The organism is Aeromonas sp. FDAARGOS 1418 (assembly GCF_019048585.1).
Taxonomy (GTDB): Bacteria; Pseudomonadota; Gammaproteobacteria; order Enterobacterales; family Aeromonadaceae; genus Aeromonas; species Aeromonas caviae.
Genome location: NZ_CP077387.1, coordinates 1,438,224 through 1,465,000, shown reverse-complemented (window position 1 = coordinate 1,465,000; position 26,777 = coordinate 1,438,224). Strand labels below are relative to the sequence as shown.

Sequence of the window (26,777 nt, the reverse complement as noted above, 5' to 3'; positions counted from 1 at the left end):
TGGTTGTCGATGAAGCGCACCATCTGGAGTGGAGCGAAGAGGCGCCGAGCCGTGCCTATGAAATGGTGGAAGCGCTGGCCGAACAGGTGCCGGGCGTGCTGCTGCTGACCGCAACCCCGGATCAGCTGGGCCACCAGAGCCACTTCGCCCGTCTACGCCTGCTCGACCCCGAGCGTTTCTACGACTACGACGCCTTCCTCGCCGAGGAGCAGGCCTATGGTCAGGTTGCCAGCGCCGCGCAAGAGCTGCTGGATGGCGAGACCCTGAGCGATGAAGCCAGGCAGATCCTCGCCAGCCAGCTGGATGGGCTGGATCTCACTGATGCGGCCGCCCGTCAGCAGGCGGTCGCCAAGCTGCTGGATCAGCATGGCACCGGCCGGGTGCTGTTCCGTAACAGCCGCGCCAATATTCAGGGCTTCCCGGAGCGCCACCTCAACGTCTACCCCATGCCGCTGCCGGAGCAGTACAAGACCGCCATCAAGGTGATGGGCATGATGGGTGGCAATGGCGGCGATCTGCAGACCCGTGCCCTGCGCTACCTCTATCCCGAGAAGATCTTCCAGCAGTTCGAAGGCGACAACGCTACCTGGACCCAGTTCGACCCGCGCGTCGAATGGTTGCTGGAGCTGCTGCTCTCCGCCCGTCAGCAGAAGGTGCTGGTGATCTGCTCCGAAGCAGCCACCGCCATCGCGCTGGAGGAGGCGCTGCGCACCCGTGAAGGGATCCGTGGCGCCGTGTTCCACGAAGGAATGTCGATCCTCGAGCGGGACAAGGCCTCCGCCTATTTCGCTCAAGCTGAGGGGGGCGCTCAGGTGCTGCTCTGCTCCGAGATCGGCTCAGAAGGCCGCAACTTCCAGTTTGCCAGCCATCTGGTGCTGTTCGATCTGCCCCTCAACCCGGATCTGCTGGAACAGCGTATCGGCCGACTGGACCGTATCGGTCAGCAGAATACCGTCGAGATCCACGTCCCCTATCTGGAAGGGACTGCACAGCGCGCCCTGCAGCTCTGGTATCACGATGGTCTGGATGCATTCGAGCAGACCTGCCCGACGGCCCGCCCGGTGTTCGAAGCGGTACGTGACGAGCTGTTCGAGCTGCTGGCCGCCAACACCAGCGAGCAGGGCCCCCTCGACGCCCTGCTGGCCAAGACCCGCGAACTGCACGAGCCGCTCAAGGCCAGACTGGAACAGGGTCGCGATCGCCTGCTGGAAATCCACTCCAGCGGTGGCGAGACCGCCCAGCAGCTGGTCGAGAAGCTAGCCGCCGAAGATGACGACACCGGCATGATCTCCTTCGCCCTCAAGATGTTCGACGAGATCGGCGTCAACCAGGATGATCGTGGTGAAAATGCTCTGGTGCTGACTCCCGGGGATCACATGCTGGTGCCGAGCTTCCCGGGCCTGCCGCAAGACGGCATGACCATCACCTTCGATCGCAACACCGCCCTGTCACGGGATGACATGGCGCTGCTCTCCTGGGATCACCCCATGATGCGCGGCGGTATCGACCTGATCCTGGGTTCCGAGATCGGTGCCACCTCGGTCGCACTGCTCAAGAACAAGGCGCTGCCGGTCGGCTCCATCCTGCTTGAGCTGATCTTCGTTGCCGAGTCCGCGGCTCATCCCCAGCTCTACCGTTTCATGCCGCCGACGCCGATCCGTCTTCTGATGGACAAGAACGGCCAGAATCTGGGAGAGAAGGTGGCATTCGATGCCTTCAACCGCCAGCTGACACCGGTCAACCGCCACCTTGGCAGCAAGCTGGTTACCGCATCCCAGCCGGTGATCCACGGCCTGATTGGCAAGGGCGAGGTCATTGCCAACGAACTGAAAGCCGGGATTGTAGACAAGGCCCGTGCCCAGATGGCGCAGACCCTGCAACAGGATCTGGACAGGCTGGAGGCACTCAAGGCGGTCAACCCGAATGTGCGCGACAGCGAGCTGGAATATCTGCGCAATCTGCAGGCAGAATTGCACCACCTGATCGACCAGACCCAGCTCAAGCTGGATGCCATCCGCTTTATTGTGGTGACCCATAACTGATAAAACGGTGCAGGCATCATCTGGTTGATAACGACCCGACCCAGTTCAAGCTGGATGCCATGCACTTTTATCGTGGTAACCCATAACTGATGGGGGCTTGCCCCCGCTTTGACCCAAGATGCGAGACGCTATGTTTGTATACTCCCCGCCCCTGGAACCCTGGCTCGATATCCTGTTCAAGGACAAGGACATCATGGTGGTCAACAAGCCCACTGGCCTGCTGAGCGTCCCCGGGCGCGGCCCCGAGAATGAAGACAGCGTGCTGCATCGGGTCAAGCAGCAGCACCCCAAGGCGGCAGCAGCCCATCGCCTCGACATGGCGACCACCGGTGTGCTGGTGATCCCGCTCAACCCCAACTCCCACCGGGAGCTGAGCCGGCAATTCCGAGAGCGTGAGACCGAGAAGCACTACCTCGCCTGGGTGTGGGGTGAACCGGCGCTGGATGCGGGCGAAGTGGATCTGCCGCTCTGCGTCGACTGGCCCAACCGGCCGAAGCAGAAGGTGGATTTTGAGGAGGGGCGTCATGCCCTGACACTGTGGCAAAAACTTAAGGTGGAGAACGGCAACAGCCTGATCAAGCTGACCCCGATTACCGGTCGCTCCCATCAGTTGCGGGTACACATGCTGGAGCTGGGTCACCCCATCCTCGGTGACAACCTCTACGCCAACCCGGATGCGCTGGCGGCTGCACCGCACCTTTATCTGCATGCGGCCAGCCTGACCATCAGCCACCCCAGAAGCGGCGAGCGGATGACCTTCGAGGCCCCGGCCCCTTTCCCGGTCTGAGCCTGGCAGATAACAGCCCAATAAAAAGAAAGCCCCCATCAAGAGATGGGGGCTTTTTTATCGCTCAGACGCGGATATCGATCTTGCTTCCGAGGGAAGCGCTGGCCGATGTCGGCGCTGCCGGAGCGGATTGCGCTGCTGTTTCCAGCAGTTTCAGTGCGGATTCGCCTTCTTGGGTCTGCTGCTTTTTGGCCAGGCTGGCCACCATCAGTGCAGAACCGAACGACGCATTTGCAGAACTAGAAATATCCATTGTGTACCTCCTGCCAAGAGACTATCGGCCGGGCCCGGTGAGACATGAGCCATATCGTTCAACGCAGATATGCCTTGTCCGGCGAGCGCCGGGCCAACCAGCGCTCTTCCATCTCCAGCAATGTCTGATAGGCCTTTTCAGCATGCTCCGGGCGACTGAACAGATATCCCTGCCCATACAGATGTATGTCGGTCAATGAGCGCAGCACATCGAGCTGCCCCTGGGTCTCGATCCCTTCACATACCAGTTTTTTGCCAAGCATGGAGCCCATACGGCAGATGTTGGCGACCAGTTCGGCCGCCTCGATCGAGGTGTCGATACCCTGAATGAAGGACCTGTCTATCTTTACCTTGCTCACCGGAAGCTTCTGCAGATAGCTGAGGGAGGAGTAGCCGGTGCCGAAGTCGTCAAGGGCCAGATGTACCCCCTGCTGGCTGAGATCCTGCATCAACTGCAGCGAGTTCTTGACCTCGCGCATGGTGGTGTCTTCCGTCACCTCCAGCACCAGGCTGGACGCGGGAATATGGTGCTCCATCAGCGCTCTGGCCACCAGCTTCAAGAGGTTGCGCTGGTACATGCCCGGGGAGATATTCACGCACATCTGCAAGTCCACCAAACCCAGGTGCTGCCACTGATGCAGTTGCTCACATGCGGTATTCAATACCCAACCACCCAGTTTCTCAGCCAGCTGGAACTCTTCCGCCACCTGGATCACCTCGTTGGGGGGAATAAAGCCAAGCTCGGGATGGCGCCAGCGCAGCAGTGCCTCCACGGCTTCACAGCGCCCGCTCTCAAGATTGACGATGGGCTGGTAATAGAGCTCGAGCGCATTGTGCTCCAGCGCCATCACCATGTCGGAAGCAAGATGCTTGCGCCTGGCCGTCTCGTTGAGCAGGGAACTGTCATAGATGACATAGGGAACATGGGTCTTGCGGCTGTGAGAGAGGGCCTGCTCCGCCCGGCTGAGCAACTCCTGGGTCTGGTTGCTGTCGGTCGGGAAGAAGGCGATACCGATACCGACCTCAAGCCGGAAAGGGTAGTTGTCGATGATGATGTCTTGCTTGATGGAGTGGAGCACTCTGGCCACGAGCTCCCTGACCTGGCGAAGATCGCTCCCCTCCCGTTGCAGCATGGCAAGCTGATCTCCCCCCAAACGTGCCACCCACTCCCCGTTTTCGCACAGGGCGCGCAGCCGCTTTGCCACCTCTTGCAGCAGGAGGTCCCCTGTGTTGTAGCCAAACTTGCTGTTGATATCACGAAAGTCGTTGATGTCGACCAGCACCAGTCCGAAGGAGGTGTCACGGGTGACATAGGCATCCATCTTTTCCAGCAGCGCCAGCCGGTTGGCGAGCCCGGTGAGGGGATCGATCCTAGCGGTCCTGAAATGGCGCCTGGCTTCTCGCACCAGCAGGCCACTGAGCAGAATGACGGACACCACCAGCCCCGACACCATGAACAGCAGGGCATTGCGCAACTGGCCAAAACGCGCGTCGTTGCCCGTATAGACGTTGATGTTGTTCTGCATGACGGAAGCAAGAGAGTAAGAGAGGGGTTCCTGCAAGGGCGCCAGTGTCATCATGACTTGTTGGTAATCCGGCGTCCCCGGTTTGAGTTTGACCAAATCAGGCTCCAGCTTGCGGATACTGCTTTCAGTCAGTTTCACCAGCCGCAGCGTCTTCGGATTGTCCGCGAGGCTTTTTCTCAATTGGCCGCTCAGGAGAATGGGGGTACGACTCCAGAGAATGTCATAGCGAAGCAGCAGGGCTTCCTGGTCTATGCCGCCATAGTGGTAAATCTCGACGGCATTGAGAAAGCGGCCCAGCTCGAGCTGCAACTGCATCAATGCCCAGGAGACGTCATAGGTATACTTCTCCATCACCCGGGTAGCATTTTGTATCTGCACCAGGCAATAGAGGGTGCTACCCGTGAACAACAGAATGGATAGATAAAGAACGCCGAGTAAGGGCCAGGCCCTGGTCTTCGCTTTCACCCAGTACTCCCGTAAACCACCGTTTTTACTGCTGAATGTCGATCGCACTCAGTTGCCAGATCATCATGTCGGTGAACTCGGAACGCCTGAGTTCGGGATGCTGATCCAGTGGCAGGATAAACCAGAGCGGCCCCTTGTCACGTACCCGCATGGTCATCCCGTCATCCTGCCAGGCCAGAATAGGATCGTATTGCTTGACCTTATCCCAGTTGATCCGGATCTGGAAACTGTTCAGGGCGGTGAGCGTGATGCTCTTGCCGTTGGCCTTCACCTCAGTCAGCACGTCCGCCAGTTTCGGCCCCACGTATTTGTGCGGTTTGTCCACCCAGGGATTGCTCGTCACCACCTCATGCTGCGGCAGTGCCTGGATCATGGCCATATCGAACAGCACCTCTCCATCTGCCGGATCGGCAGGGTCCAGATTCCCCGTCACCTTGAGAATGACCGGCCCTTGTGGTGTCGCCTGCGCCATGCCCGGCAAGGTCAGGGAAAGGAGTAACGGGAGAAGCCCTAAGTATCGCATGTTCACCTCAGATCATTTCACTATCAACAACTTCAGCTTAGTAGCACTAAAAAAAACGGCCCGCAAAAGCGAGCCGTTTGATGACTTGACGGGATTACATCATACCCATACCGCCCATGCCACCCATATCAGGCATGGCAGGTGCATCTTTCTTCGGCAGCTCGGAGATCATGCACTCTGTGGTGATCATCAGGCCAGCGACGGACGAGGCGAACTGCAGGGCAGAACGGGTTACCTTGGTCGGATCCAGGATACCCATGGCCAGCATGTCGCCGTACTGTTCGGTGTAGGCGTTGTAACCGTAGTTGCCTTCACCGTTCTTCACGGCATTGGCGATGACGGAGGCTTCTTCGCCGGCGTTGATGACGATTTGACGCAGCGGGGCTTCCATGGCGCGCAGGGCAACCTTGATACCGACGTTCTGGTCTTCGTTGTCACCACGCAGGGAGGCCAGCTTGGCAGCAACGCGCACCAGCGCTACACCACCACCGGCAACCACGCCTTCTTCCACAGCTGCGCGAGTGGCGTGCAGGGCATCGTCAACACGGGCTTTCTTCTCTTTCATTTCAACTTCAGTGGCAGCACCCACCTTGATCACGGCAACACCGCCGGCCAGCTTGGCCACGCGCTCTTGCAGCTTCTCACGGTCGTAATCGGAAGAGGTCTCTTCGATCTGCTGACGGATCTGGGCCACGCGGCTTTCGATCAGGGCAGCATCACCCACGCCATCGATGATGGTGGTGTTCTCTTTGGTGATGACGATGCGCTTGGCACGGCCCAGATCTTCCAGGGTCGCTTTTTCCAGCTCCATGCCCACTTCTTCGGAGATCACGGTACCACCGGTCAGGATGGCGATATCCTGCAGCATGGCCTTGCGGCGATCACCGAAGCCCGGCGCCTTGACGGCGGCCACTTTCACGATGCCACGCATGGTGTTGACCACCAGGGTCGCCAGCGCTTCGCCTTCCACGTCTTCGGCCACGATGATCAGCGGTTTGCCCGCCTTGGCCACACCTTCCAGCACCGGCAGCATTTCGCGGATGTTGGAGACTTTCTTGTCCACCAGCAGGATGAAGGGGTCATCCAGTTCGACGGAGCCGGTTTCCGGCTTGTTCACGAAGTAAGGGGAGAGGTAGCCGCGGTCGAACTGCATGCCTTCTACCACCGCCAGCTCGTCTTCCAAGCCCTGACCGTCTTCCACGGTGATGACGCCGTCACGGCCGACCTTGTCCATGGCTTCGGCAATCAGCTTGCCGACCTTCTCGTCGGAGTTGGCGGAGATGGTGCCTACCTGGGCGATGGCATTGTTGTCGGCACAGGGAGTGGACAGTGCTTGCAGCTCGGCAACGGCAGCCACAACGGCCTTGTCGATACCACGCTTCAGATCCATGGGATTCATGCCGGCGGCAACGGCCTTCAGGCCTTCATTGACGATGGCTTGAGCCAGTACGGTGGCCGTGGTGGTACCGTCACCGGCGGCGTCATTGGCCTTGGAAGCGACTTCCTTGACCATCTGGGCACCCATGTTCTGGAACTTGTCTTCCAGTTCGATTTCACGGGCAACGGAGACGCCATCCTTGGTGATGGTCGGGGCGCCGAAGGACTTGTCCAGCACCACGTTGCGGCCTTTCGGGCCCAGGGTCACCTTGACGGCATCGGCCAGGATGTTGACGCCTTCCAGCATTTTGATGCGAGCTTCGTTGCCAAACTTAACTTCTTTAGCTGCCATGTTCTTCAATCCTTAAATCAATTCAGGAAAAGAGGGAGGGTGATTACTCTTCGACAATCGCCAGGATGTCGGTCTCGGACAGGATCAGTACGTCCTGACCATCCAGCTTTTCGGTCTTCACGCCGTAGCCTTCGTTGAAGATCACCTTGTCACCCACCTTGACGGCCAGTGCTTTGACATCCCCATTGTCCAGAATTCGACCAGTCCCCACGGCAAGAACTTCACCACGGGTGGACTTCTGGGCCGCAGTGCCAGTCAAGACGATGCCGCCAGCGGATTTGGCTTCAGCTTCGATGCGCTTGATGATGACGCGGTCGTGCAGTGGACGAATTTTCATCGATAACTCTCCCAAAATGAGTCTCTGTGTTGCTTGAGGAATGGCCGCAATCGGCCAAATTTGTCATGCCCCTGATCTGGGGCAACAGGGCTAGCCCTTCAAGGGCAAATACAAAAAAAATATTTTCACGTACTATGAACACCTTCGATGGATCACCCATCCCCAATCAGGAAGGCGGATGGAGACGGCCAGCATTCAGGCCCAAAGCACCTAGAGACTCTGCCTTGAGCCGACCCAATCCCATGCTGACCGCTCCCATGACCCCCATGCTGCTGCGCATGACGGGCCCCATGATCCTGGGCATCATCGCCATCCTGGCCTTCAACTTGGTCGATACCTTCTTCATCGGCATGCTGGGTACCCAGGCGCTGGCCGCCATCAGTTTCACCTTCCCGGTCACCTTTGTCGTCACCTCCCTGACCATGGGGTTGGGGGCGGGCCTGTGCGCTCTGCTCGGTCATGCCCTGGGGCAGGGTCGCCATGACGAGGCAGCCCGCATCACCACAGACTGCCTGTTCCTTGCCGTCATCCTGGTGAGTCTGCTCGCCGGGCTGGGGGCATTGACCATTACCCCTCTGTTCACCCTGCTGGGGGCCAGCGCCGAGCTCATCTCCCTCATCCACGACTACATGCTCATCTGGCATCTGACCGTCCCCATGCTGGTCGTGCCCATGGTCGGCAATGCGGCTATCCGGACGACGGGGGATACCAAGACCCCCAGTCTGGTGATGGGGGTCGCCGGTCTGGTCAACGGCGTGCTGGATCCTCTGCTCATCTTCGGGCCGGGCCCCTTCCCCGAGTGGGGCATTCGGGGAGCCGCCATCGCCACTTCCCTCTCCTGGCTGATGGCCATGCTGGTCAGCCTCTATATATTGCGCCACCGCGAGGGCCTGCTGCGCTGGCGCCTCTCCCCGCGCCCGCAGTTGCTGACCCATTGGCGCGCCCTGCTCCATGTGGCGGTGCCCGCATCGTTTACCAACATGCTCAACCCACTGGCCAACGCCGTGTTGATGATCATTTTCGCCGGGCTCGGAACCGAGGTGGTCGCCGCCTACGGCGCGGCATCCCGGGTCGAGGCCTTGCTGCTCATCGTGATGATGGCGCTCTCTTCCGTGCTGGCCCCCTTCATCTCGCAGAACTGCGGCGCCGGGAATCCGGCCCGAGCCAAGGCCGCCCTGCTGCTCTGCATGCGCTTCGCCCTGCTGTTCCAGCTTGGGGTCTACGCGCTGACCTGGCTTCTCGCCCCCTTCATCGCCGATCTGTTCAGCGATCATCCGCAAGTCGTGCGACTCATCGTGCTCTATCTGCATCTGGTCCCCATTGGCTACGGCTTTCAGGGCATGGTGATGCTGCTGGCCTCTGCCCTCAACGGCGTCAGGGCATCGGCGGTGTCACTGCTGATAAACGGCATCAGACTGTTTGTCTTCTTGCTGCCAGGGGCCTGGCTGGGGGCAAAACTGGGGGGAGAACAGGGGATCTATCTGGGGATGCTGCTGGCGAACCTGGCCGCCGGATTGCTGGCATGGGGGTATGCCCGCCACAGATTCGAGCGGCTGTGCCATCAGGGGAGATCCTGACGGCACAGCCCGAGGCTCGCGATTACTCTTTGCGTTCGAACTCCCCTTCGATGGTGTTGCCACCCCCTCGCGGGGATTGTCCGGGCCTGTCATCGCCGGGACCCGGCTCGAACGGCTGCTGGCGAGCCTGGAAGCCCCCCATCTGCATCCTGAACTGATTGCTGCCAATCAGCTTGTCGGCCAGCATGTTGCGCAGCCAGGGCTGCAGCAGCAGGATGCCGACAATATCGCTCACAAATCCCGGGATAATCAGCAGCAAGCCCGCCAGCGCCAGCATCATGCCCCCCATCACCTCGCGGCCGGGCATCTCCCCCAGCTGCATCTTCTGCTGGGCAGTGAGCAGAGTCTTGATCCCCTCGCTGCGCACCAGCGACGATCCCAGCACGGCGGTCAGCACCAGCAAGCCAACGGTCGGCAAGGCCCCGATCACGGAGCCCACCTTGATCATGACGGTGAGCTCCAGCAATACCAGCCCGACCAACAACAGTAACAACTTGCCCATAGCAACCTCGGAGCGATGAATGAATGGACCCGGGGTGTCCGGTCGGCAGCCGCACATCGCTGATGCTGACGCGCCGGGTTCAGGTCTTCTGACATTAACATGGGGCTGGTTGATCATTTTTCAAGCCTCTCCTGCCGCAGGCCCCGGAATACGGATAAATATTTGTCCGCCCAACTGGGATTGAGGTGGTTGTTCTGTCAAAGTTAATCGCCCGATTGCAATATCTGTTTAATGACCACAAGAAATTTGAGGTTGCCTCAAATTTAGTGATCCAGGTCTAATACCGGATACCTCAATTGGGGTAACATCAACACCAGTCATTGCACAGGGAGCAACTGGCTCCCAACTGCCCCACCCGATGTGTGGTGCTTCAGGATGAAATGTGCGTAGGGAAATCGCGACCACTCGGTGAGGATCGTTTCCATTTATTTGATTTCTGAGGCATAACAATGAGCGACATCAAGAACGTCCGCATTGAAGAAGACCTGCTGGGCACCAAAGAAGTTTCCAACGACCTCTACTACGGCGTGCACACCCTGCGCGCTGTTGAAAACTTCAAGATCAGCACTCAGAAGATTTCTGACGTTCCCGAGTTTGTTCGTGGCATGGTCCTGACCAAGAAGGCGGCTGCACTGGCCAACGGTGAACTGGGCACCATCCGTCCCGAGATCGCAGACAAGATTGTCGAAGCCTGCGACCTGATGCTGAACACCGGCAAGTGCTTCGATCAGTTCCCGGTCGATGTCTATCAGGGCGGCGCCGGTACCTCCGTCAACATGAACACCAACGAAGTGCTGGCCAACATCGCCCTCGAGCTGATGGGACTTGAAAAGGGTCGCTACGACGTCATCAACCCCAACGATCACGTCAACAAGTGCCAGTCCACCAACGATGCCTACCCCACCGGTTTCCGCGTGGCCGTGGTCAACAGCACCGACACCACCCTGCACGCTCTTGAAGCCCTCATCGCCGCCTTCGATGTCAAAGCCAAGGAATTCAAACATATCCTGAAAATGGGCCGTACCCAGTTGCAGGACGCCGTGCCCATGACTCTGGGTCAGGAGTTCCACGCCTTCGCCGTCACCCTGCGTGAAGAGATCAAATCCATCAAGCGTTGCCAGGAGCTGCTGCTGGAAGTGAACCTGGGCGCCACCGCCATCGGTACCGGTCTGAACACTCCGCCCGAGTACTCAGGTCTTGCCATCAAGCGTCTGGCCGAGATCACCGGTCGTGCCTACGTGCCGGCAGAGGACCTCATCGAAGCGACCTCCGACTGCGGCGCCTATGTGATGCTGCACGGTGCGGTCAAGCGTCTGGCCATGAAGCTCTCCAAGATCTGTAATGACCTGCGTCTGCTCTCCTCCGGCCCGCGCACCGCGCTCAAAGAGATCAACCTGCCGGAAATGCAGGCTGGCTCCTCAATCATGCCGGCCAAGGTCAACCCGGTCATTCCGGAAGTGGTCAACCAGTCCTGCTTCAAGGTATTCGGCAACGACGTCACCATCACCTTCGCTGCCGAGGCCGGTCAGCTGCAGCTGAACGTCATGGAGCCGGTGATCGGTCAGGCCATGTTCGAATCCCTGAGCCTGATGGAAAAAGCCTGCATCTCCCTGCGCGAGAAGTGCGTGGAAGGCATCACCGCCAACCCGGACATCTGCATGAACCACGTGCTGAACTCCATCGGCATCGTGACCTACCTGAACCCCTTCATCGGTCACCATGAAGGCGACATCGTCGGCAAGATCTGTGCCCAAACCGGCAAGAACGTCCGCGAAGTCGTGCTGGAACGCGGCCTGCTGACCGCCGAACAGCTGGACGAGATCCTCTCCATCGAGAACCTGATGAACCCGCAATACAAAGCCAAGCGTTACACCCGCGAAGCCACCGTATAAGCGAGCAGATGGGCCGGGGTTATCCCGGCCCATTTAAAGTCAATTCCCGAGCGGTCTCTCCACAGCCCCATCGGGAATTGGCTTTTCAGCCTAATAAAACCTAAAAAAACTGGAAAATGGAGTGTTCGCTATGATTGGAATCGAGTTACTTGTCGTGCTCGCCGCTATCTATCTGGGGGCCCGGATAGGCAGCATAGGTATCGGCTTTGCCGGTGGTCTTGGGGTACTGGTACTGACCTGGGGGCTGGGCATGCCCATCCCGAGCGATCAGCTGGTGACCTATCTCCCGTGGGACGTGATCATGATCATCGCGTCCGTCATCTGCGCCATTGCCTGTATGCAGCTGGCTGGCGGGATGGATTATCTGGTGCACCTGGCCGAGAAAGCCCTGCGCAAGAATCCCAAGCACATCACCTTCGCCGCGCCGGTCGTCACCTACCTGATGACCATGCTGGCCGGTACCGGTCACACCGCCTTCTCCACCCTGCCGGTGATCGCCGAAGTGGCCAAGGAGCAGGGCATTCGCCCGTCCCGTCCGCTCTCCATCGCGGTCGTCGCCTCCCAGATCGCCATCACCGCCTCCCCCATCTCGGCGGCCGTGGTCGCCTTCTCCGGCATGCTGGAGCCGCTTGGCGTCGACTACCTGACCCTGCTGGCCATCTGCATCCCGTCCAGCTTCATCGCCTGTCTGCTGGGGGCCTTCATCGCCAACCTGCTGGGCAAGCCGCTGGATCAGGACGAAGTCTATCTGGAGCGCAAAGCCAAGGGACTCATCAAGCTGCGCGGTACCAGCCAGGTTGAAATCAAGCCTTATGCCAAGCTCTCCGTCGGCATCTTCGTCGCCTCCATCGTGGCCGTGATGGCCTATGCCACCGCCATCTCCGGCAACGTGGGCCTCATCAGCAATCCGCCGATCCCCCGCGATGGCGCCATCATGGGCATCATGCTCTCCGCCGCCACCCTGATGGTACTGTTCTGCAAACTGGACGCGGCCCAGATCACCAACATGCCGACCTTCAAGTCCGGTATGTCCGCCTGTATCTGCGTGCTGGGCGTAGCCTGGCTGGGCAACGTCTTCGTGAAGGGCAACATGGTCGAGATCCAGGCGTTCGCCGGCGATCTGCTGAGCCAATACAGCTGGCTGCTGGCCGTGGTGCTGTTCTTCTCCTCCATGCTGCTCTACTCGCAAGGTGCCACCACCAAGGCCCTGATGCCTGCCGCCCTGGCACTGGGTGTCAGCCCGCTGGCGGCCATCGCCTCCTTCGCCGCCGTGAGCGCCCTGTTCGTGCTGCCGACCTACCCGACCCTGCTGGCCGCGGTCGAGATGGACGACACCGGCTCCACCCGCATCGGCAAGGCCGTGTTCAACCACCCCTTCTTCATCCCGGGTGTGGCCACCATCGCCATGGCTGTGGCGCTCGGCTTCTTCTTCGGTGGTCTCATCCTCTGACCGATGAACCACCCCATGCAAAACGGCCCGAACGGGCCGTTTTTTTATGCCCGGCCACCACCGGGCTCCCATGAAAAAGCCGCTCCCGGGAGCGGCTTTCGTCATCTTGGCGGCATCCTCAGGCCGTGGTCTGGCGGGTACCGAAATAGTCAGCCAGGAAGTCGTCGAACGACAGGCTGTCACTGCGTTCCCGCTCCCGCTGCTTGGCCAGGGAGTCCCGTGCCTCGCCGGCAAAGTAGGCCTCGTCCCAGTACTGTAGCTCGCCGGCCAGCATCTCTTCCCGGTAGCGGCTCGCCAGCGCATCGCCGAAGCAGCCGTTGTCCTGGCCGCTTGAAAGCAACTGCTTGAGCAGGCGGGCGGAGTAGGTCTGCTCGGGGTCGAGCAGCTTCTCACGGTGCATCGCCAGCGTCTCGCGATAGCGGTTGCGACCGCAGCAGCGATCCAGCAGCGCAGCGACCTCGGCCAGCTCGTCGAACAGCTTGAGGCCGTACTCCTTGAGGCCGATGGCATTGCCCTGCTCATCTTCAAGCGTCAGGCCGGGGCGACGCCCCTCCAGCACCACCTTGTTCTGGTTGCGGCGGTTGCGGGCAACCTCGTCATCCGAGAGCACGGGGGAAGGGCGCAACAGGCACCAGACCAGGAAGAGATCGAAGAAGCGGATCTGATCCACCTCGATACCGAACGGGGTGAAAGGATTGACGTCCACCGTGCGCAACTCGATGTATTCGATGCCGCGCTGCTCCAGCGCATCCGAGGGCTTCTCGCCGCTGCGGGGGGTACGCTTGGGGCGGATCGGCGCGTAGAGCTCGTTTTCCAGCTGCAGCACGTTGTCGTTGAGCTGGCGGTACTCGCCGTTCACCTTGACCCCTATCCTGGCGAAGTCGGGATCATGGGTGTTGATGGCCCGGCGCAGACTGCTCACATAGGCGGGCAGGCTGTCATGACTGATCTTGAGCCCCGCCTGGGCGCTGTTGGTGTAACCGAGATCGGACAGGCGCAGAGCCGTGGCATAGGGCAGGTAAAGGGTGCCCTTGCCGGTCTTCTGGAACGGCAGGCTGCTCTTGCGCCCCTTGAGGAAGGAGTCGCAGATGGCCGGAGACGCGCCGAACAGATAGGGCACCAGCCAGCCGAAGCGGTAGACGTTGCGAATAAGCCCCATGTACTTGTCGGAGATGAAGCGCTGGCTGCAGCAGCCTTCTCCCACCAGATCCTGCCACTCGCACCAGAAGCTGTCCGGCATGGAGAAGTTGAAGTGCACCCCGGCGATCACCTGCATCAGGCTGCCGTAGCGGTTCTTCAGCCCCTGGCGATAGAGGGTCTTCATCCGCCCGATGTTGGAACTGCCGTACTGGGCCAGGCGGATGCTCTCCTCGTCACCGACGAAGCAGGGCATGGAGAGGGGCCAGATCCGCTCCTCTCCCAGATGATGAATGGTGTGGCGGTGAATGTCGCCGAGCTGCTCGATCAGGCTCTCGATGGAGTCGGTGGCCGGCGTGATGAACTCCAGCAGGCTCTCGGAGTAATCGGTGGTGATGTTGGCATGGGTCAGGGCCGACCCCAGGCTTCTGGGGTGATCGGTCTGGGCCAGGGTCCCTTCGGGGGTGATGCGCAGACATTCGCGCTCGATCCCGCGCCGGATCCCCTTGAGGGCGGTCACCCGTTCCGGGGTGCCCAGCGCAGCCAGCAACTCGGTGAGCGACAAGCTAGTAGTAGTCATATTCACGGCTCATGTGTGGCCGCCCCACCCGGGGCGGCACTTATTGTTGCGACGCCCCTCAGGGCAGTTGCAGTGGATAGATGGGAAGATGAAGCTCGCTCAGGGGTTTTTCAAGCTTTTGCTTGTCTCCCACCACCACAATCACCATCTCGGCCGGATCCAGCCAGCGGGCTGCACTGGCCTTCAGCGTCTCGGGTGACACCGTTTTGATCAGGTTGTTCTGGGCCTGCACATAGTCCGGCTTCAGGTCGTACATGATCATCTGCAGCAGGAAGCCAGCCTTCTGCCCCAGGGTCTCGTAGGAGAGCGCATCCTGCTGGGAGACGGCGCTGCGCATGTAGGCCAGCTCCACCGGGGTCGGCCCGCTCTTGCGGTAGCCGTCCATCTCCTTGAGGAACTGGCGGATGGCATCCACGGTCGCATCGGTGCGCACATTGGCGCCGGTCGCGAAGATACCCGCCTCGCGGTTGGCCTTGAAGCCCGAGCTGGCACCATAGGTGTAGCCCTTGTCTTCCCGCAGGTTGAGGTTGATGCGGCTGTTGAAGTTGCCACCCAGGTTGAAGTTCATCAGGTTGGCGATGAAATAGTCTCCCGTGGTGTCAAACGGCATGGCGCGGCGGCCGATACGGATCACCGACTGGGGGGCCCCCGGCTTGTCCACCAGATAGATGCCTGGCTTGGCCTGCTCTCCCCCTGGCTTGAGATCCCCCAGGGTCGGGGCGGCTCCCTGCCACTGGGTCAGGAAGGCGAGACCGGATTCCACCTGCTGGGCAGTCACATCACCTGTCACCACCACCTTGGCATTGGTCGGATTGTAATAGGCCTCATAGAAGCGCTTCACATCCGCCAGGGTCAGCTTCTCCACGTCCGCCAGCACCCCGTCAGAGGGTTGGCCGAGGCGGTTCTGCTTGCCATAGACCAGTTCGCGGAACGCCTGACCCGCCAGCCACTCGGGTTGCTGCTCGCTCTGTTTCATGCCTTGCAGCATCTGGGTCTTGAGCCGCTCGAAGTCCGCTTCCCGCAGGCCGGGTTGCAGCAGCACTTCCCGCACCAGCGCCAGGGTTTCGGGCAGCTTGTCCGCCAGACTGCTGATGGTGATGAGGTTGTTGTACTGGGCGCTGGAGACGCTGATGCTGGCGCCGAGTTTTTGCAGCTCGTCGCTCAGCTCGGCCTCGGAGAGGCGTGTCGTCCCCTGCTCCAGCATGGCGGCGGTGAGGCTGGCCAGCCCCAGCTCTCCCTTGCCTTCGGCCCGGATGCCACCCGGCAGGGCGATCATGATGGAGACGGCCGGGATCTCGTCGCTGTGGGTGCCGATGATCTCGATCCCCTTGTCGAGCTTGCCACGCCAGATGGCGGGCACCTTGACGCTCACCGCATCGGCCGCCTTGGGCTGCACGCTGCGATCGAAGTCATCTTTCACCGGTCGCTCGGCCAGCACCTTGTCATGCTTGCTGTAATCCGGCAGCTCACGCTTGGCGGGAGTGAAGTTCGGGGTCGCGGCCTGCCAGTCGCTCTTGCCCTTGGGCACCACGCTCAGCACCACGGCAGGCTTGTTCTGGATGAACTTGTCGTAGGCAGCCTTGACATCAGACCCCTTGACCCGGGCGATGGCATCCAGATTCTTGAACACATAGTCGGGATCCCGGGCCAACACCTGCCCCATGGCAAGCTGGCTGACCTTGCCCTCGATGCTGTCGAGTCCCCAGATGGCGGACGCGCGATAGCTGCTGATGGCCTTCTCCAGATCCGCGGGCTTGATGCCGCGCTGGGCAAACTCGCCGATCACCTTGTCCACCTCGCTCTTGAGGGTCTTGAGGCTGCCATCCGCCGCCGGATTGGGGTAGGCATAGACCGTCAGGGTGCAGGCCAGCTCTTCGCAGGAGTGGGAGGCGCCCGCCTCGATGGCCTTGCCGGTTTTCACCAGGGACTGGTAGAGCATGGAGCTGGCAGAGCCCCCCAGCACATCGGCAAAGATGTCCAGCGCCGGCTCCTGCGGGTCACCCAGGGAGACGGTCGGGTAGCTGATATACAGGAGCGGCAGATGCACCTTGTCTTCCAGCGTCACGTAGCGGGTTGCCGGCAGGGTGGCAGGCTGAGGCGTCGGTTCGGCCACGTCCGGACCGCGCGGGATGGAACCGAAGTACTGCTCAATCCAGGCCAGCGCCTGCTTGGTATCAAAGTCGCCGCCCAGGGTCAGGGTCGCGTTGTTGGGACCATACCAGCGCAGGAAGAACTGCTTGAGGTCGTTGACGTCGACCCGGTCGAGATCCTCCACATAACCGATGGGTTGCCAGGAGTAGGGGTGGGTACGCGGATAGAGTGCCTCCCCCACCCGCTCGCCCACCAGGCCATAAGGCTGGTTGTCGATGCGCTGGGCCCGTTCGTTCTTGACGGTGGCGCGCTGGATCTCGAACTTCTTCTGGCTCACCGCATCGAGCAGGAAACCCATGCGGTCCGCCTCCAGCCAGAGCACCTTCTCCAGCTGGTTGGCAGGCACGGTTTCGTAGTAGTTGGTGCGGTCCTTGTTGGTGGTGCCGTTCATGTCACCGCCCGCCTCGTTGATGATCCGCATGTGTTCCTGATCACCAACGTGCTTGGAGCCCTGGAACATCATGTGCTCGAAGAAGTGAGCAAAGCCCGACTTGCCCACGGTTTCCCGGGAGGAGCCGACGTGATAGGTGACGTCCAGATGCACCAGGGGATCGGAGTGGTCGGGGGCAAGGATCACGGTCAAACCGTTGTCCAGCTTGTACATCTGATAGGGAATGCCGAGCTTGCCCTCTTGTTTGACCTGCTCGGACACCAGGGTCGGGGCCGCCAGCACGGGAAGGGAGAAGCCCAGCAGCATGCTTAATGGAATGAGTTTGTTCACGGGTACCTCGTGAGTGACAAAAGGGCTAGAAGATCTGACTGGCCAGCAGAAACACCAGGGCATAACGAAGCAATTTGCCGAGCCCGATCAAGATGAGGGAGCGCCAGAAGGAGAGGCGCAGCCAACCAGCCAGCAGACAGAGACCATCGCCGACCACAGGCGTCCAGGCAAGCAGTAGACACCAGTGGCCATGACGTTTGAGCCAACCAAGGGCTTTTTGTTCCCCACGGCCTTGAAAATCTTCCGGTTTTTTCTTGTGGGTGGCGAGCCAGCCGAGCCACCAGGTGGTCATGGAACCCAGGGTATTGCCCAGCGTCGCCCAGAAAAGCAGGCTGGTCATGCTCCACTCCCCTTTGACCGCCATGGCGCCCAGCAGCACTTCCGAGCTGCCGGGCAACAGGGTGGCGGAGGTGAAGGCGCTCAGAAACAGCCCTCCCAGCCCCATCCCGGTGAAGTCTATCATCCGGGCTGGCCGTCTGCGGCGGACATGCGCAGCAACAGCTTGCCGCGCACATGGCCCTGCTCGATGGCCTGATGGGCCAGCGCCCCTTCTGCCAGCGTGTATTCACCGGAGACGGTGATCTTCACCTCCCCCTGGCGAAGCAGCGTCAGCATCTGGGTCAGCTGCGTTCGATCGGGATGGACCAGCATGCCGACAACCTCGACACCGAGCTCGGCCCCCGCGTCCTTGATCTGCTGGGCCGTGATGGTGGGTACCGTCACCAGACGGCCGCCCGGCTTGACGCAGGCCAGCGCCGCCTTGCCGCTCTCGCCCCCCACCAGATCCAGCGCCAGATCGAACGGACCATCGGTGATCGCCTCGGTGCACCACCCGGCCTGGTGGTAATCCACCATCCGGCTCGCCCCGAGACTATGAAGGAAGCTGTGATTGTCGCCGCTTGCCGTGGCAACCACGTGGGCACCATAGGCGGCGGCAAACTGCACCGCCAGATGGCCGACGCCACCGGCACCGGCCAGGATCAGTACCCGTTGCCCCGACTGCAAGCCACCGTGCTCCAGCAGCCCCTGCCAGGCGGTGAGTCCCGCCAGCGGCAGGGCCGCTCCCTGCCTGAGGCTCACCCCATCGAGCTTGACCAGCTCCTCCTCGCGGGCCACCACGGATTCGGCATATGCACCGGCGGCGAGGGGGAAACCCACCATGCCGCACACCAGATCCCCCTCGGCCAGGGAGGTCACGCCGGGCCCCACCTTTTCCACCACACCGGAGACGTCATAGCCCGGCGTCCAGGGCAGGTTGTCCTTGTTCTGGGCGGCCGCCCAGCCGAGACCGGCCCGAGTCTTGGCATCGATGGGGTTGATCCCCGCAAAGCAGATGCGCACCCGCACTTCGCCGTCGGCTGGCACCTTGTCCAGGGAAGGGTTGAGCCTGAGTACCGAGGGGTCGCCGAATGCGGTAATCTGTAGCTGCGTCATTGCACAATCCATCCTGTTGATTGATCAAGGGTCAACAGAATAACAGCGAGGACACCATGGCTCGAATGTTTCTTATTCCTCTGTTGCTGGCCCTGGGGTGGTGGGCGTTTCTGCTCTACTTCCGCATTCCGCTCAAACAGGGGGCAAAGGGCTTTTACTGGATCATCGGCATCGGCGGCGGGCTTGCCGCCTTCCTCTGCCTGATGATGGTGCTCACTCACTAGGGTTCGGGGACAAGGGGGAAGAAGAGAAGATGCTGCATGGACTGAACCATCTCACGCTGGCAACCGGCGATCTCGACAGCAGCGTTGCCTTTTATGTCGACTTGCTGGGATGTCGCCCCAGGGTGAGATGGGCACGGGGAGCCTATCTCACCCTCGGCGATCTCTGGCTCTGTCTCTCCTGCGATCCCCCCCAACCGGCCAGAGATTACAGCCATGTCGCGTTTGGCATCTCGCCTGAACAGTTTCCTGCCTTCTGCGCCCGTCTGCGCGCGGCGGGCGTCGTGGAGTGGAAGAAGAACAGCAGCGAAGGGGATTCACTCTATCTGCTGGATCCCGACGGGCACCGGCTGGAAATCCATGCAGGCAACCTGGATAGCCGGCTCGCCTCCCTCAGACAGCAACCCTATGAGGGTCTTATCTGGTTCGACTGAGCCGGATTTACCCCTGCTCGGCACGAAGATGGTAGTGACGATTGCTGCCCTGCCCCAGCACGCCCTGCGCCAGCAGATGCTGGAACACCCGGTCCACCTCCTCCAGAGACAGTGACAATGCCTCAGCCACCTTGCGTTTGCTGCATTTGAGCTCGCCGCTCTCCAGCGCACCGCGCACCTGGGCGACCACGGCTGGCTCGGGCACCGGTCTGCTGAATGCTGACGGCTCCGGGGTCGGCACTGCGACCCGGGCCTCGGCTTGCGCCTTCTCCCGTTGCCACATCCATTGACGGCGGAAGCGGTTCTCCTCACCGATCAGGCTGACGAAAAAGGCACCAAACGCATCGAGCAGGATAGACAGGAAGCAGACCAGCAGGAACTGCACCTGGCCGATGCTCATGCCCACCCCGTCCGCCAGACTGCTCATCAGCCCCAGCATGGAGGACTGCTCCCCCAGCGGCTTGGCGTCCCGCTCCTGGCGCAGCTCGTCCTGACGCAGCCTGAGCTTGGTGTTGGCCTGCTGCAGACCGCTGACGCCGCTCGAGATACGCGCCATCTCGATGTATTTGCGGGCCGCCTCTTCGTTGAGCTGGATCTGCCGCTCTATGCTGGCTATCTGCTCGTCGAAACGGGCTATCTCCCGCTCGTGACGCGCCTGCTGGCTCAGGATGGTGTTGGTGGCGCTGTTGATGCCGCCGATACTGCCCCCGATGGAGATGGCGGCCAGCACGCTGTAGAACAGCAGCGACCAGAAGGCGCCGCCCAGATCCCGCCTCGCCTTGCACTCGCCGTACTCGTACCAGACGTAGAACTTGCCCAGCTCGAAGATGATGGCCAGCCCGCCGAACAGCCACTTCATCAGGGGGTTTTCGTCGATGGAGAGAAACAGCAGCAGGGAGAAGACGATGGAAGCCAGAATGGCCAGCCCGGTAAAACTGTAGACAGTCGTGAGGGCGAACCATCCCTTGGGGTAACGCAATGCGGCGCAAGCCTGTGTAGTCATGATGAAGCGGGAAACATCTGCAGGAAAAGTTGGCTGCCGATTATAGTCACCACTCCCCCGGAGAGAAGGGCAAATCCCCGAATTCCCGCCCATGGACGATCAGCTGCCCAGAGTGCGACCAAAACGTGCAAATCGGCAGCAGAAAAACACTACAATCGACCCCGTACCTGAAGGACATCTGCGGTTATGCTCGGGTTAAGCCCGCCGCATTACACTCATTTCCACCGAACACGACTCGAGGACATCATGAACAGAACGACGGCTTTGTTGCTCTCTCTTTTTCTGATCACCGGTAGCGCCCTGGCACAGGACGAAGGGAGCCAGACCTTCTCCGTGGATGCGCTGACCTTCAATCTGGACTGGAATGACACGCAGTTTGACTGGTCCCAGAGCAACTGCTTCGATCTCGGGAGCGGTGACGCGGCCGCCGCCGACTGCAAGAGGACCAACCTCAATCTGGAGGACGAGACGCAGCGCAACCAGCCCCCCAGCACCAACCAGATCAGCACGCAACCGGATCAATGATCCCCCTGACAGGAGCCTTGATACGATGACCCACATGACCATGACTTCCCGCGGCGCACTGCTGCTCTCCCTGCTTCTGGTTCAGGGAATGGCCTTTGCTGCCCCCCCTTCCAAACACGATGACGACATCCGGATCTCCACCGACCAGGGCCGGGTAAGCCTGGATTGGGACGACAAGGAGTACGAGTGGTGGCAGCACAACTGCCTGGATGTCAGCACCCGGACCAGCCGCATCCAGCTCAACTGCGACAACATGGATGGAAAATACCGCGACCATTACAACCGCAGCATTCACAGTGGCAACAACCCGGGTCAGGGCCATGACAAGCCCAGGAACAAGCACGGCGGCAACGGCCACCAAAAACACTGACCAGTATGCCCATGGACATGGTTGAGGGGCCTGTGGCCCCTGGAGTCATGTCCCCTACCAGTAGTTTTCCATGCTGATATTGCCGGGGGCGCGACGCAGGTTTTTGGCAAGCCCCAGCCCGAGCAGGGTCTGCTGAGTCTCTTTCACCATGGCGGGGTTGCCGCAGATCATCACTTGGCTCAACTCGGGGGAGAAGTTCAGCCCCACCCTCGCCTGCAAGCTGCCATCGACGATGGCTGCCGGGATACGCCCTGCCATCGCCCCCGGCCAGGTCTCACGACTCACGAAGGGAACATAGCGAAAACGCTCGCCATGCTGCTCGGCAAAACTGGCGATAAGCGGCTGATAGCTGAGCTCTTCCCCTTTTCTCACCCCGTGTACCAGCACCAGATGCTCGAAGCGGTCGAAGACCTGTCCCTCGGCCAGCATGGCGAGGAAGGGGCCGATGGCGGTGCCGGTTGAGAGCAGCCAGAGGTCCCGTCCCGGGGGAATCTCATCCAGGGTCAGAAAACCGGTGGCCTGGGACTGCACCAGCAGACCGTCGCCCACCTGCAGGGAACCGAGAGAGGGGCTCAGTTCACCGCCGGGGATCTCCACCAGATAGAATTCGTGATAGGGCGTGCCGGGAGGATTGACGAAGGAGTAGGCACGCTGGACTCGACGCTCGCCCTGCTCCAGGGCCAGCTTGGTGAATTGACCCGCCTTGTAGGGGGCAAGTTCCGCCTCCACACGCAGGGAGAGCAGGGTGGGTGTCCACTCGATGCGCTCGATGACCCGACCTTCAACCCAGGCAGCCATAAAGGTTCTCCTCCAGAGGAACAGACCTTCACTTTACCCCTTGATCTGAAAATAAAAAACCCGCGCATGTGCGCGGGTTTTTCTGCAAGAGCGGAACGCTATTACAGAGCAACAACCTGGATTTGTACGGTTGCTTTGACGTCAGCGTGCAGCTGAACAACAACTTCGTACTCACCGGTGTTACGCAGAACGTTGCCCATGCGGACTTCGCTCTTGGCAACGGCTACGCCGGCAGCAGTGATGGCTTCAGCCACGTCACGGGTACCGATGGAACCGAACAGCTTGCCTTCGTCGCCAGACTTGGAGGCGATGACAACGGCAGCCAGCTCACCCAGCTTGGCAGCGCGCTCTTCGGCAGCAGCCTTGTTGGCAGCCAGTTTGGCTTCCAGCTCAGCGCGACGAGCACCGAAGGCTTCGATGTTGGCCTTGGTGGCCATAACAGCTTTGCCTTGCGGGATCAGGTAGTTACGGGCATAACCAGCTTTTACGGAAACTTGGTCACCCAGACCGCCCAGTTTGGCGATCTTATCGAGCAGGATAACTTGCATTACCTTTCCTCTATAAATTTCGTTGAGTTAGGCGTAAGCGCCGGGCCGATTCTTACTTGTTGTGCAGATCGGTGTACGGCAGCAGAGCCAGGTAACGAGCACGCTTGATGGCGCGTGCCAGCTGACGCTGATACTTGGCGCGGGTACCGGTGATACGGCTCGGTACGATCTTGCCAGATTCAGTGACGTAGTTTTTCAGAGTAACGATATCTTTGTAGTCGATCTCGGTAACGTTCTCGGCGGTGAAGCGGCAGAACTTACGACGACGGAAATAACGTGCCATGGCCTTTATCCTCTAATGCGGTGATCTAAGAATTACTCTTCGGAAGACGCTTCAACAGCATCTTCGCGACGCTCGTCGTCACGACGGGTGAAGCGCTCTTCCTTGGCCTTGGCCATCGGAGAAACTTCAGTCACGGCGTGCTTGGTGCGCATGATCATGTTGCGGATAACGGCATCGTTGAAGCGGAAGTTGGTTTCCAGCTCATCGATAACGGCCTGTTCAGCTTCTACGTTCATCAGAACGTAGTGAGCCTTGTGCAGCTTGTCGATCGGGTAAGCCAGTTGACGACGGCCCCAATCTTCCAGGCGATGAATGGTACCACCAGCGGTGGTGATAGCGCCGGTGTAACGCTCGATCATGCCAGGTACTTGCTCGCTCTGGTCCGGATGAACCATGAAGACGATTTCGTAATGACGCATTTTAGCTCCTTACGGATTAATTCAGCCTCCGCCCAGGTGCAGCCAGACCTCGGAGGCAAGGAACATAGTGATGTTTAGACGCTGCTTTCTAGGGCGGCGTATTGTACGAAATCACCTCTCCCACTGCAACTGGCGAAGCAAGATGTTTTTCTCGATGAGCCCGATACAAAACTTTAATTGATAACAATTATCATTTAGATCCATACTCTCCTCATATCCCCACGGAGGATGACAGTATGCAACCTGCGCTCACCACGGCCATCTCGGCCCGCAAATTCAAGCTGACCCTGCTCGGCCCCGCCTTCATCGCCGCCATCGGTTATATCGACCCGGGCAATTTTGCGACCAATATCCAGGCCGGCTCTACCTTCGGCTATCAACTGCTGTGGGTAGTGGTGTGGGCCAACCTGATGGCCATGCTGGTGCAGACCCTCTCGGCCAAGCTCGGTATCGTCACTGGCAAGAACCTGGCGGAACACATTCGTGATCGTCTGCCCAGGCCCGCAGTCTGGGCCTATTGGGTGCAGGCCGAGATCATCGCCATGGCCACCGATCTCGCCGAGTTCATCGGCGCTGCGGTCGGCTTCAAACTGCTGCTCGGCATCACCCTGCTGGAAGGGGCCTGCATCACCGCCGTGGTCACCTGGGGGATCCTGATGCTTCAATCCCGCGGCCAGAAGCCGCTGGAGTTCGTGGTGGGCGGCCTGCTGCTGTTCGTGGCCGCCGCCTACATCGTCGAGCTGATCTTCTCGCGCCCCCACCTGCCGAGTCTGCTGGAAGGGGCACTCTTCCCCGGCCTCCCCAATGGTGATGCTGTCTATCTTGCCGCCGGCGTGCTTGGTGCCACCGTGATGCCCCATGTCATCTATCTCCACTCGGCCCTGACCCAGCACACCCAGGAGCAGGGCACGGTGACCCAGCGACTGCACAGCACCCGGGTCGACGTGGCCATCGCCATGACCATCGCCGGCTTCGTCAACCTGGCCATGATGGCCATGGCGGCGGCCGCCTTCCACAGCTCCGGCAACCAGCAGGTGGCCGAGCTGGAATCGGCCTACCAGACCCTCACGCCCCTGCTGGGCCCGACAGCCGCCACCCTGTTCGGCCTCTCCCTGGTCGCCTCCGGCATCTCCTCCACCGTGGTGGGAACGCTGGCGGGGCAAGTGGTGATGCAGGGCTTCGTGCGCTTCACCATTCCGCTCTGGCTGCGCCGAGCCATCACCATGGCTCCCGCCTTCGTGGTGATCGCCATGGGTCTCAACACCACGGAAATTCTGGTGCTGAGCCAGGTAGTGCTGAGCTTCGGCATCGCCCTCGCCCTTATTCCACTGCTGATCCTGACCGGTGATCGCGCCCTGATGGGGGCACATCGCAATCACCCCGTCACCCAGGCCGTGGGGCGCCTCATCGTCGCCCTGGTGATCGGCCTCAATGCCTATCTGCTGGTTACCACCCTCTAACGCCATCTTGAGGCTCATTGACCCGAGTTGATGAGCCTCTTCGCACTTTCGCGTATGCTGCCCCTTTCCCTTCTCATCATCTCGTTGCGGGAGCCCTGCCATGGAACATACCCGAGCCAGCTTCGTACTGGGCCACCATCAGGAACAGGCCAGCGTCGTCTGTTGCAAACAGGGGGATCCGACCCTGCTGGTCACCGACCTCACCCCCTTCCATCCCCAGAGCCACCTCTGGCCCGATCAACCCGGTGACGTGGGCACTGTGCGCTGGGAAGGGGGGGAAGCGGCCGTGGGCCCCTGCCGCATGGGCGCCATCAGTCCCGAGGGCGAGCTGTTCGTGGATACGGAGATTCCGGTCAAGCGGGGGGCGGATGGGTGGGCTTTCGTGGTGGTGCATCCCCTCGCCGGTTCCCATCACCTTGCCATTGGCTCGCCTGTGGAACTGACTGTGGATGCCGAGGCTCGCCATGCCCTGAGCCTGGGCCACAGCGCCTGCCACCTGGTGGCACTGGCCCTCAATCGGGCGCTCACGCCCTATTGGCGAAAGGAGACAAGCGAGCTGGACGCTCTCGGGCAGCCGGATTTCGACCGCCTCGCCATCCAGCACTCCCGGGTCGAGCCCAGAGGATCAAAGGAGCAGTACCGGATCGGCAAGAGCCTTAGGAAAAAGGGAATCAACAGCGAGGCACTGCTGGCCGACCTCGACAGGATAGCGCTCCAGGTCAACGAGCAACTGATGCGCTGGCTCAAAGAGGGAGGCGAGATCCGCCGCAGCCGGGCCGGTGATGCCATCATCGATTCCCGCTACTGGCATGGCATGGTGGACGGTCGGGAGATCACCATTCCCTGTGGCGGCACCCATGTGGGCACTCTGACCGAGTTGGGCCAGGTTCAGGTGACGCTGGCCTCCAGTGAAGAGGGGTTTACCCTCACCACCCGGGTCACCCCCTGAACCACCCCAGCCCTCCTGATGCCGCACCGCCCTGACCGGGGCGGTGTCCCGACAGAGAGACCCGCAGACAGGTCAGCGCGGCGGTATCTCACCCCGGGCTGACGACCACATGGCCACGGGGTAGCAAAAAAACCATGCGATGCACCACGGATGAGGGGCCACTTGCCCCTTTCCTGGCGCCTGACGATGTCAGGCAGGCTCCCTTCGCATCCCCATGTGAGGGATGTCATCTTCCAGATACCCTTCCCCTTCGGCCACGAAACCATGCTGGCCGTAAAAACCTTGCAGGTGGGCCTGTGCGCCGAGCCAGATGCTGTGTGCAGGCCAGCGTGCCTCGCACTCTCTGACCGCTTGCGCCAGCAGGCGGTGACCCAGTCCGCCCCCCCGCAACGTGGGAGAGGTGACCACGCGGCCGATGGCGGCGCCGCTGTCATCACCAATGCCGGGTGCCATGATGCGGGCATAGGCCGCCAGGTGATCCCCCTCACGACCGAGCAGATGCAACACGCCGTCACGGCGATCCAGCCCGTCCAGATCCTGGAAGGGACAGGTCTGCTCCACCACGAACACCTCGGCGCGCAGGGCAAGCAGCTCATACAATTCATCCGTGGTCAGCTCGGACCAGGATTTCATACTCCAGTTCATGAATGACTCCTGTTTAA

Annotated in this window: 27 protein-coding genes (1 of these 27 only partly in view); 11 read left to right on the top strand and 16 right to left on the bottom strand. The window is 60.8% G+C overall.

Going from position 1 to position 26,777, the window contains the following annotated elements; translation table 11 throughout:
- Together rapA and rluA are read left to right on the top strand one after the other, a co-directional pair.
- Positions 1-2,042: the 3' portion of an RNA polymerase-associated protein RapA gene (rapA, locus tag I6L48_RS07100; RefSeq protein WP_113069619.1), read on the top strand. Its footprint begins 826 nt before the window's first position; 2,042 of the gene's 2,868 nt are visible here — the last part of the coding sequence; the start codon falls outside the window, past its left edge; it ends in the stop codon at positions 2,040-2,042.
- A gap of 130 nt (positions 2,043-2,172) precedes the next feature.
- On the top strand, positions 2,173-2,829 hold the full coding sequence (gene rluA, locus I6L48_RS07095; RefSeq protein WP_069784683.1) for a bifunctional tRNA pseudouridine(32) synthase/23S rRNA pseudouridine(746) synthase RluA: 657 nt from the start codon (positions 2,173-2,175) through the stop codon (positions 2,827-2,829).
- Positions 2,830-2,893: 64 nt separating this feature from the next.
- Here the strand turns inward: rluA and I6L48_RS07090 are convergent, their stop codons facing one another.
- From I6L48_RS07090 to I6L48_RS07070, 5 genes are all read right to left on the bottom strand, one after another.
- On the bottom strand, positions 2,894-3,082 hold the full coding sequence (locus I6L48_RS07090; protein WP_010673139.1) for a hypothetical protein: 189 nt from the start codon (positions 3,080-3,082) through the stop codon (positions 2,894-2,896).
- A gap of 58 nt (positions 3,083-3,140) precedes the next feature.
- The gene (locus I6L48_RS07085; RefSeq protein ID WP_039040011.1) at positions 3,141-5,072 is read right to left on the bottom strand and encodes a bifunctional diguanylate cyclase/phosphodiesterase; all 1,932 of its coding nucleotides are present in this window, start codon (positions 5,070-5,072) and stop codon (positions 3,141-3,143) included.
- A gap of 25 nt (positions 5,073-5,097) precedes the next feature.
- Complete coding sequence (locus tag I6L48_RS07080; RefSeq protein ID WP_162726145.1) at positions 5,098-5,595, bottom strand: molybdopterin-binding oxidoreductase; 498 nt, start codon at positions 5,593-5,595, stop codon at positions 5,098-5,100.
- A 94-nt stretch (positions 5,596-5,689) separates the two neighbouring features.
- Positions 5,690-7,324 carry a chaperonin GroEL gene (gene groL, locus I6L48_RS07075; protein ID WP_042864436.1) on the bottom strand — a complete coding sequence of 545 codons (1,635 nt, stop codon included), beginning with the start codon at positions 7,322-7,324 and terminating at the stop codon, positions 5,690-5,692.
- Positions 7,325-7,367: 43 nt separating this feature from the next.
- Entirely contained in the window at positions 7,368-7,661 is a 294-nt protein-coding gene (locus tag I6L48_RS07070) for a co-chaperone GroES (RefSeq protein ID WP_005309514.1), read from the bottom strand.
- A gap of 242 nt (positions 7,662-7,903) precedes the next feature.
- On the opposite strand from I6L48_RS07070, the gene I6L48_RS07065 reads away from it, so the two are divergent.
- Complete coding sequence (locus tag I6L48_RS07065) at positions 7,904-9,238, top strand: MATE family efflux transporter (protein ID WP_254203245.1); 1,335 nt, start codon at positions 7,904-7,906, stop codon at positions 9,236-9,238.
- Between the two features lie 22 nt (positions 9,239-9,260).
- On the opposite strand, the gene I6L48_RS07060 is transcribed toward I6L48_RS07065, so the two are convergent.
- Complete coding sequence (locus I6L48_RS07060) at positions 9,261-9,740, bottom strand: FxsA family protein (RefSeq protein ID WP_039040009.1); 480 nt, start codon at positions 9,738-9,740, stop codon at positions 9,261-9,263.
- A 449-nt stretch (positions 9,741-10,189) separates the two neighbouring features.
- On the opposite strand from I6L48_RS07060, the gene aspA reads away from it, so the two are divergent.
- Positions 10,190-11,632, top strand: a complete 1,443-nt coding sequence (aspA, locus tag I6L48_RS07055; RefSeq protein ID WP_010673133.1) for an aspartate ammonia-lyase — start codon at positions 10,190-10,192, stop codon at positions 11,630-11,632.
- A gap of 130 nt (positions 11,633-11,762) precedes the next feature.
- Entirely contained in the window at positions 11,763-13,082 is a 1,320-nt protein-coding gene (locus I6L48_RS07050) for an anaerobic C4-dicarboxylate transporter (RefSeq protein WP_010673132.1), read from the top strand.
- A gap of 118 nt (positions 13,083-13,200) precedes the next feature.
- Here the strand turns inward: I6L48_RS07050 and gshA are convergent, their stop codons facing one another.
- From gshA to I6L48_RS07030, 4 genes are read right to left on the bottom strand one after another with little or no spacing between them, the layout of a single operon-like run.
- On the bottom strand, positions 13,201-14,799 hold the full coding sequence (gene gshA, locus I6L48_RS07045) for a glutamate--cysteine ligase (protein WP_113978522.1): 1,599 nt from the start codon (positions 14,797-14,799) through the stop codon (positions 13,201-13,203).
- A 58-nt stretch (positions 14,800-14,857) separates the two neighbouring features.
- Positions 14,858-17,671 carry a pitrilysin family protein gene (locus I6L48_RS07040; RefSeq protein ID WP_216987890.1) on the bottom strand — a complete coding sequence of 938 codons (2,814 nt, stop codon included), beginning with the start codon at positions 17,669-17,671 and terminating at the stop codon, positions 14,858-14,860.
- A gap of 25 nt (positions 17,672-17,696) precedes the next feature.
- Entirely contained in the window at positions 17,697-18,134 is a 438-nt protein-coding gene (locus tag I6L48_RS07035; protein ID WP_029313803.1) for a YqaA family protein, read from the bottom strand.
- Positions 18,131-19,105: an NADP-dependent oxidoreductase gene (locus I6L48_RS07030; protein ID WP_216987889.1), complete on the bottom strand. Its 975-nt coding sequence runs from the start codon at positions 19,103-19,105 to the stop codon at positions 18,131-18,133. Before I6L48_RS07030 ends, I6L48_RS07035 begins: the two co-directional genes overlap by 4 nt.
- A 56-nt stretch (positions 19,106-19,161) precedes the next feature.
- Here I6L48_RS07030 and I6L48_RS07025 point away from each other — a divergent pair, with 56 nt between their 5' ends.
- Both I6L48_RS07025 and fos read left to right on the top strand, forming a co-directional pair.
- Positions 19,162-19,329 (top strand): hypothetical protein, encoded by a 168-nt coding sequence (locus I6L48_RS07025; RefSeq protein WP_162540495.1) that lies wholly within the window; start codon positions 19,162-19,164, stop codon positions 19,327-19,329.
- 29 nt (positions 19,330-19,358) lie between these two features.
- On the top strand, positions 19,359-19,760 hold the full coding sequence (fos, locus tag I6L48_RS07020) for a fosfomycin resistance glutathione transferase (RefSeq protein ID WP_039040005.1): 402 nt from the start codon (positions 19,359-19,361) through the stop codon (positions 19,758-19,760).
- Between the two features lie 7 nt (positions 19,761-19,767).
- Here fos and I6L48_RS07015 read toward each other — a convergent pair whose 3' ends face one another.
- The gene (locus I6L48_RS07015; protein ID WP_216987888.1) at positions 19,768-20,763 is read right to left on the bottom strand and encodes a Preprotein translocase subunit SecY; all 996 of its coding nucleotides are present in this window, start codon (positions 20,761-20,763) and stop codon (positions 19,768-19,770) included.
- A gap of 246 nt (positions 20,764-21,009) precedes the next feature.
- Here I6L48_RS07015 and I6L48_RS07010 point away from each other — a divergent pair, with 246 nt between their 5' ends.
- A complete protein-coding gene (locus I6L48_RS07010; protein WP_053059839.1) occupies positions 21,010-21,288 on the top strand; it encodes a hypothetical protein in 279 nt (92 codons plus the stop codon).
- 25 nt (positions 21,289-21,313) lie between these two features.
- On the top strand, positions 21,314-21,658 hold the full coding sequence (locus I6L48_RS07005) for a hypothetical protein (protein WP_010673122.1): 345 nt from the start codon (positions 21,314-21,316) through the stop codon (positions 21,656-21,658).
- Positions 21,659-21,712: 54 nt separating this feature from the next.
- On the opposite strand, the gene I6L48_RS07000 is transcribed toward I6L48_RS07005, so the two are convergent.
- From I6L48_RS07000 to rpsF, 4 genes are all read right to left on the bottom strand, one after another.
- The gene (locus tag I6L48_RS07000) at positions 21,713-22,456 is read right to left on the bottom strand and encodes a ferredoxin--NADP reductase (protein ID WP_041210971.1); all 744 of its coding nucleotides are present in this window, start codon (positions 22,454-22,456) and stop codon (positions 21,713-21,715) included.
- 101 nt (positions 22,457-22,557) lie between these two features.
- Positions 22,558-23,004 (bottom strand): 50S ribosomal protein L9, encoded by a 447-nt coding sequence (gene rplI / locus I6L48_RS06995; protein WP_010673120.1) that lies wholly within the window; start codon positions 23,002-23,004, stop codon positions 22,558-22,560.
- A gap of 52 nt (positions 23,005-23,056) precedes the next feature.
- Complete coding sequence (gene rpsR, locus I6L48_RS06990) at positions 23,057-23,287, bottom strand: 30S ribosomal protein S18 (protein ID WP_005313392.1); 231 nt, start codon at positions 23,285-23,287, stop codon at positions 23,057-23,059.
- Positions 23,288-23,319: 32 nt separating this feature from the next.
- Positions 23,320-23,706: a 30S ribosomal protein S6 gene (gene rpsF, locus I6L48_RS06985; protein WP_005331771.1), complete on the bottom strand. Its 387-nt coding sequence runs from the start codon at positions 23,704-23,706 to the stop codon at positions 23,320-23,322.
- A gap of 236 nt (positions 23,707-23,942) precedes the next feature.
- On the opposite strand from rpsF, the gene I6L48_RS06980 reads away from it, so the two are divergent.
- Entirely contained in the window at positions 23,943-25,166 is a 1,224-nt protein-coding gene (locus I6L48_RS06980; RefSeq protein WP_216987887.1) for an Nramp family divalent metal transporter, read from the top strand.
- A 100-nt stretch (positions 25,167-25,266) separates the two neighbouring features.
- On the top strand, positions 25,267-26,115 hold the full coding sequence (locus tag I6L48_RS06975) for a hypothetical protein (protein WP_102949179.1): 849 nt from the start codon (positions 25,267-25,269) through the stop codon (positions 26,113-26,115).
- 189 nt (positions 26,116-26,304) lie between these two features.
- On the opposite strand, the gene I6L48_RS06970 is transcribed toward I6L48_RS06975, so the two are convergent.
- Positions 26,305-26,760 carry a GNAT family N-acetyltransferase gene (locus I6L48_RS06970; RefSeq protein WP_134997701.1) on the bottom strand — a complete coding sequence of 152 codons (456 nt, stop codon included), beginning with the start codon at positions 26,758-26,760 and terminating at the stop codon, positions 26,305-26,307.
- Positions 26,761-26,777 lie beyond the last annotated feature (17 nt).

Bases quoted from the DNA above. Each gene is read 5' to 3' on its own strand.
- rluA (WP_069784683.1), top strand. From the start codon at position 2,173: ATGTTTGTATACTCCCCGCCCCTGGAACCCTGGCTCGATATCCTGTTC.
- I6L48_RS07090 (WP_010673139.1), bottom strand. From the start codon at position 3,082: ATGGATATTTCTAGTTCTGCAAATGCGTCGTTCGGTTCTGCACTGATG.
- I6L48_RS07080 (WP_162726145.1), bottom strand. From the start codon at position 5,595: ATGCGATACTTAGGGCTTCTCCCGTTACTCCTTTCCCTGACCTTGCCG.
- groL (WP_042864436.1), bottom strand. From the start codon at position 7,324: ATGGCAGCTAAAGAAGTTAAGTTTGGCAACGAAGCTCGCATCAAAATG.
- I6L48_RS07070 (WP_005309514.1), bottom strand. From the start codon at position 7,661: ATGAAAATTCGTCCACTGCACGACCGCGTCATCATCAAGCGCATCGAA.
- I6L48_RS07065 (WP_254203245.1), top strand. From the start codon at position 7,904: ATGCTGACCGCTCCCATGACCCCCATGCTGCTGCGCATGACGGGCCCC.
- I6L48_RS07060 (WP_039040009.1), bottom strand. From the start codon at position 9,740: ATGGGCAAGTTGTTACTGTTGTTGGTCGGGCTGGTATTGCTGGAGCTC.
- aspA (WP_010673133.1), top strand. From the start codon at position 10,190: ATGAGCGACATCAAGAACGTCCGCATTGAAGAAGACCTGCTGGGCACC.
- I6L48_RS07050 (WP_010673132.1), top strand. From the start codon at position 11,763: ATGATTGGAATCGAGTTACTTGTCGTGCTCGCCGCTATCTATCTGGGG.
- gshA (WP_113978522.1), bottom strand. From the start codon at position 14,799: ATGACTACTACTAGCTTGTCGCTCACCGAGTTGCTGGCTGCGCTGGGC.
- I6L48_RS07035 (WP_029313803.1), bottom strand. From the start codon at position 18,134: ATGATAGACTTCACCGGGATGGGGCTGGGAGGGCTGTTTCTGAGCGCC.
- I6L48_RS07030 (WP_216987889.1), bottom strand. From the start codon at position 19,105: ATGACGCAGCTACAGATTACCGCATTCGGCGACCCCTCGGTACTCAGG.
- I6L48_RS07025 (WP_162540495.1), top strand. From the start codon at position 19,162: ATGGCTCGAATGTTTCTTATTCCTCTGTTGCTGGCCCTGGGGTGGTGG.
- fos (WP_039040005.1), top strand. From the start codon at position 19,359: ATGCTGCATGGACTGAACCATCTCACGCTGGCAACCGGCGATCTCGAC.
- I6L48_RS07015 (WP_216987888.1), bottom strand. From the start codon at position 20,763: ATGACTACACAGGCTTGCGCCGCATTGCGTTACCCCAAGGGATGGTTC.
- I6L48_RS07010 (WP_053059839.1), top strand. From the start codon at position 21,010: ATGAACAGAACGACGGCTTTGTTGCTCTCTCTTTTTCTGATCACCGGT.
- I6L48_RS07005 (WP_010673122.1), top strand. From the start codon at position 21,314: ATGACCCACATGACCATGACTTCCCGCGGCGCACTGCTGCTCTCCCTG.
- I6L48_RS07000 (WP_041210971.1), bottom strand. From the start codon at position 22,456: ATGGCTGCCTGGGTTGAAGGTCGGGTCATCGAGCGCATCGAGTGGACA.
- rplI (WP_010673120.1), bottom strand. From the start codon at position 23,004: ATGCAAGTTATCCTGCTCGATAAGATCGCCAAACTGGGCGGTCTGGGT.
- rpsR (WP_005313392.1), bottom strand. From the start codon at position 23,287: ATGGCACGTTATTTCCGTCGTCGTAAGTTCTGCCGCTTCACCGCCGAG.
- rpsF (WP_005331771.1), bottom strand. From the start codon at position 23,706: ATGCGTCATTACGAAATCGTCTTCATGGTTCATCCGGACCAGAGCGAG.
- I6L48_RS06980 (WP_216987887.1), top strand. From the start codon at position 23,943: ATGCAACCTGCGCTCACCACGGCCATCTCGGCCCGCAAATTCAAGCTG.
- I6L48_RS06975 (WP_102949179.1), top strand. From the start codon at position 25,267: ATGGAACATACCCGAGCCAGCTTCGTACTGGGCCACCATCAGGAACAG.
- I6L48_RS06970 (WP_134997701.1), bottom strand. From the start codon at position 26,760: ATGAACTGGAGTATGAAATCCTGGTCCGAGCTGACCACGGATGAATTG.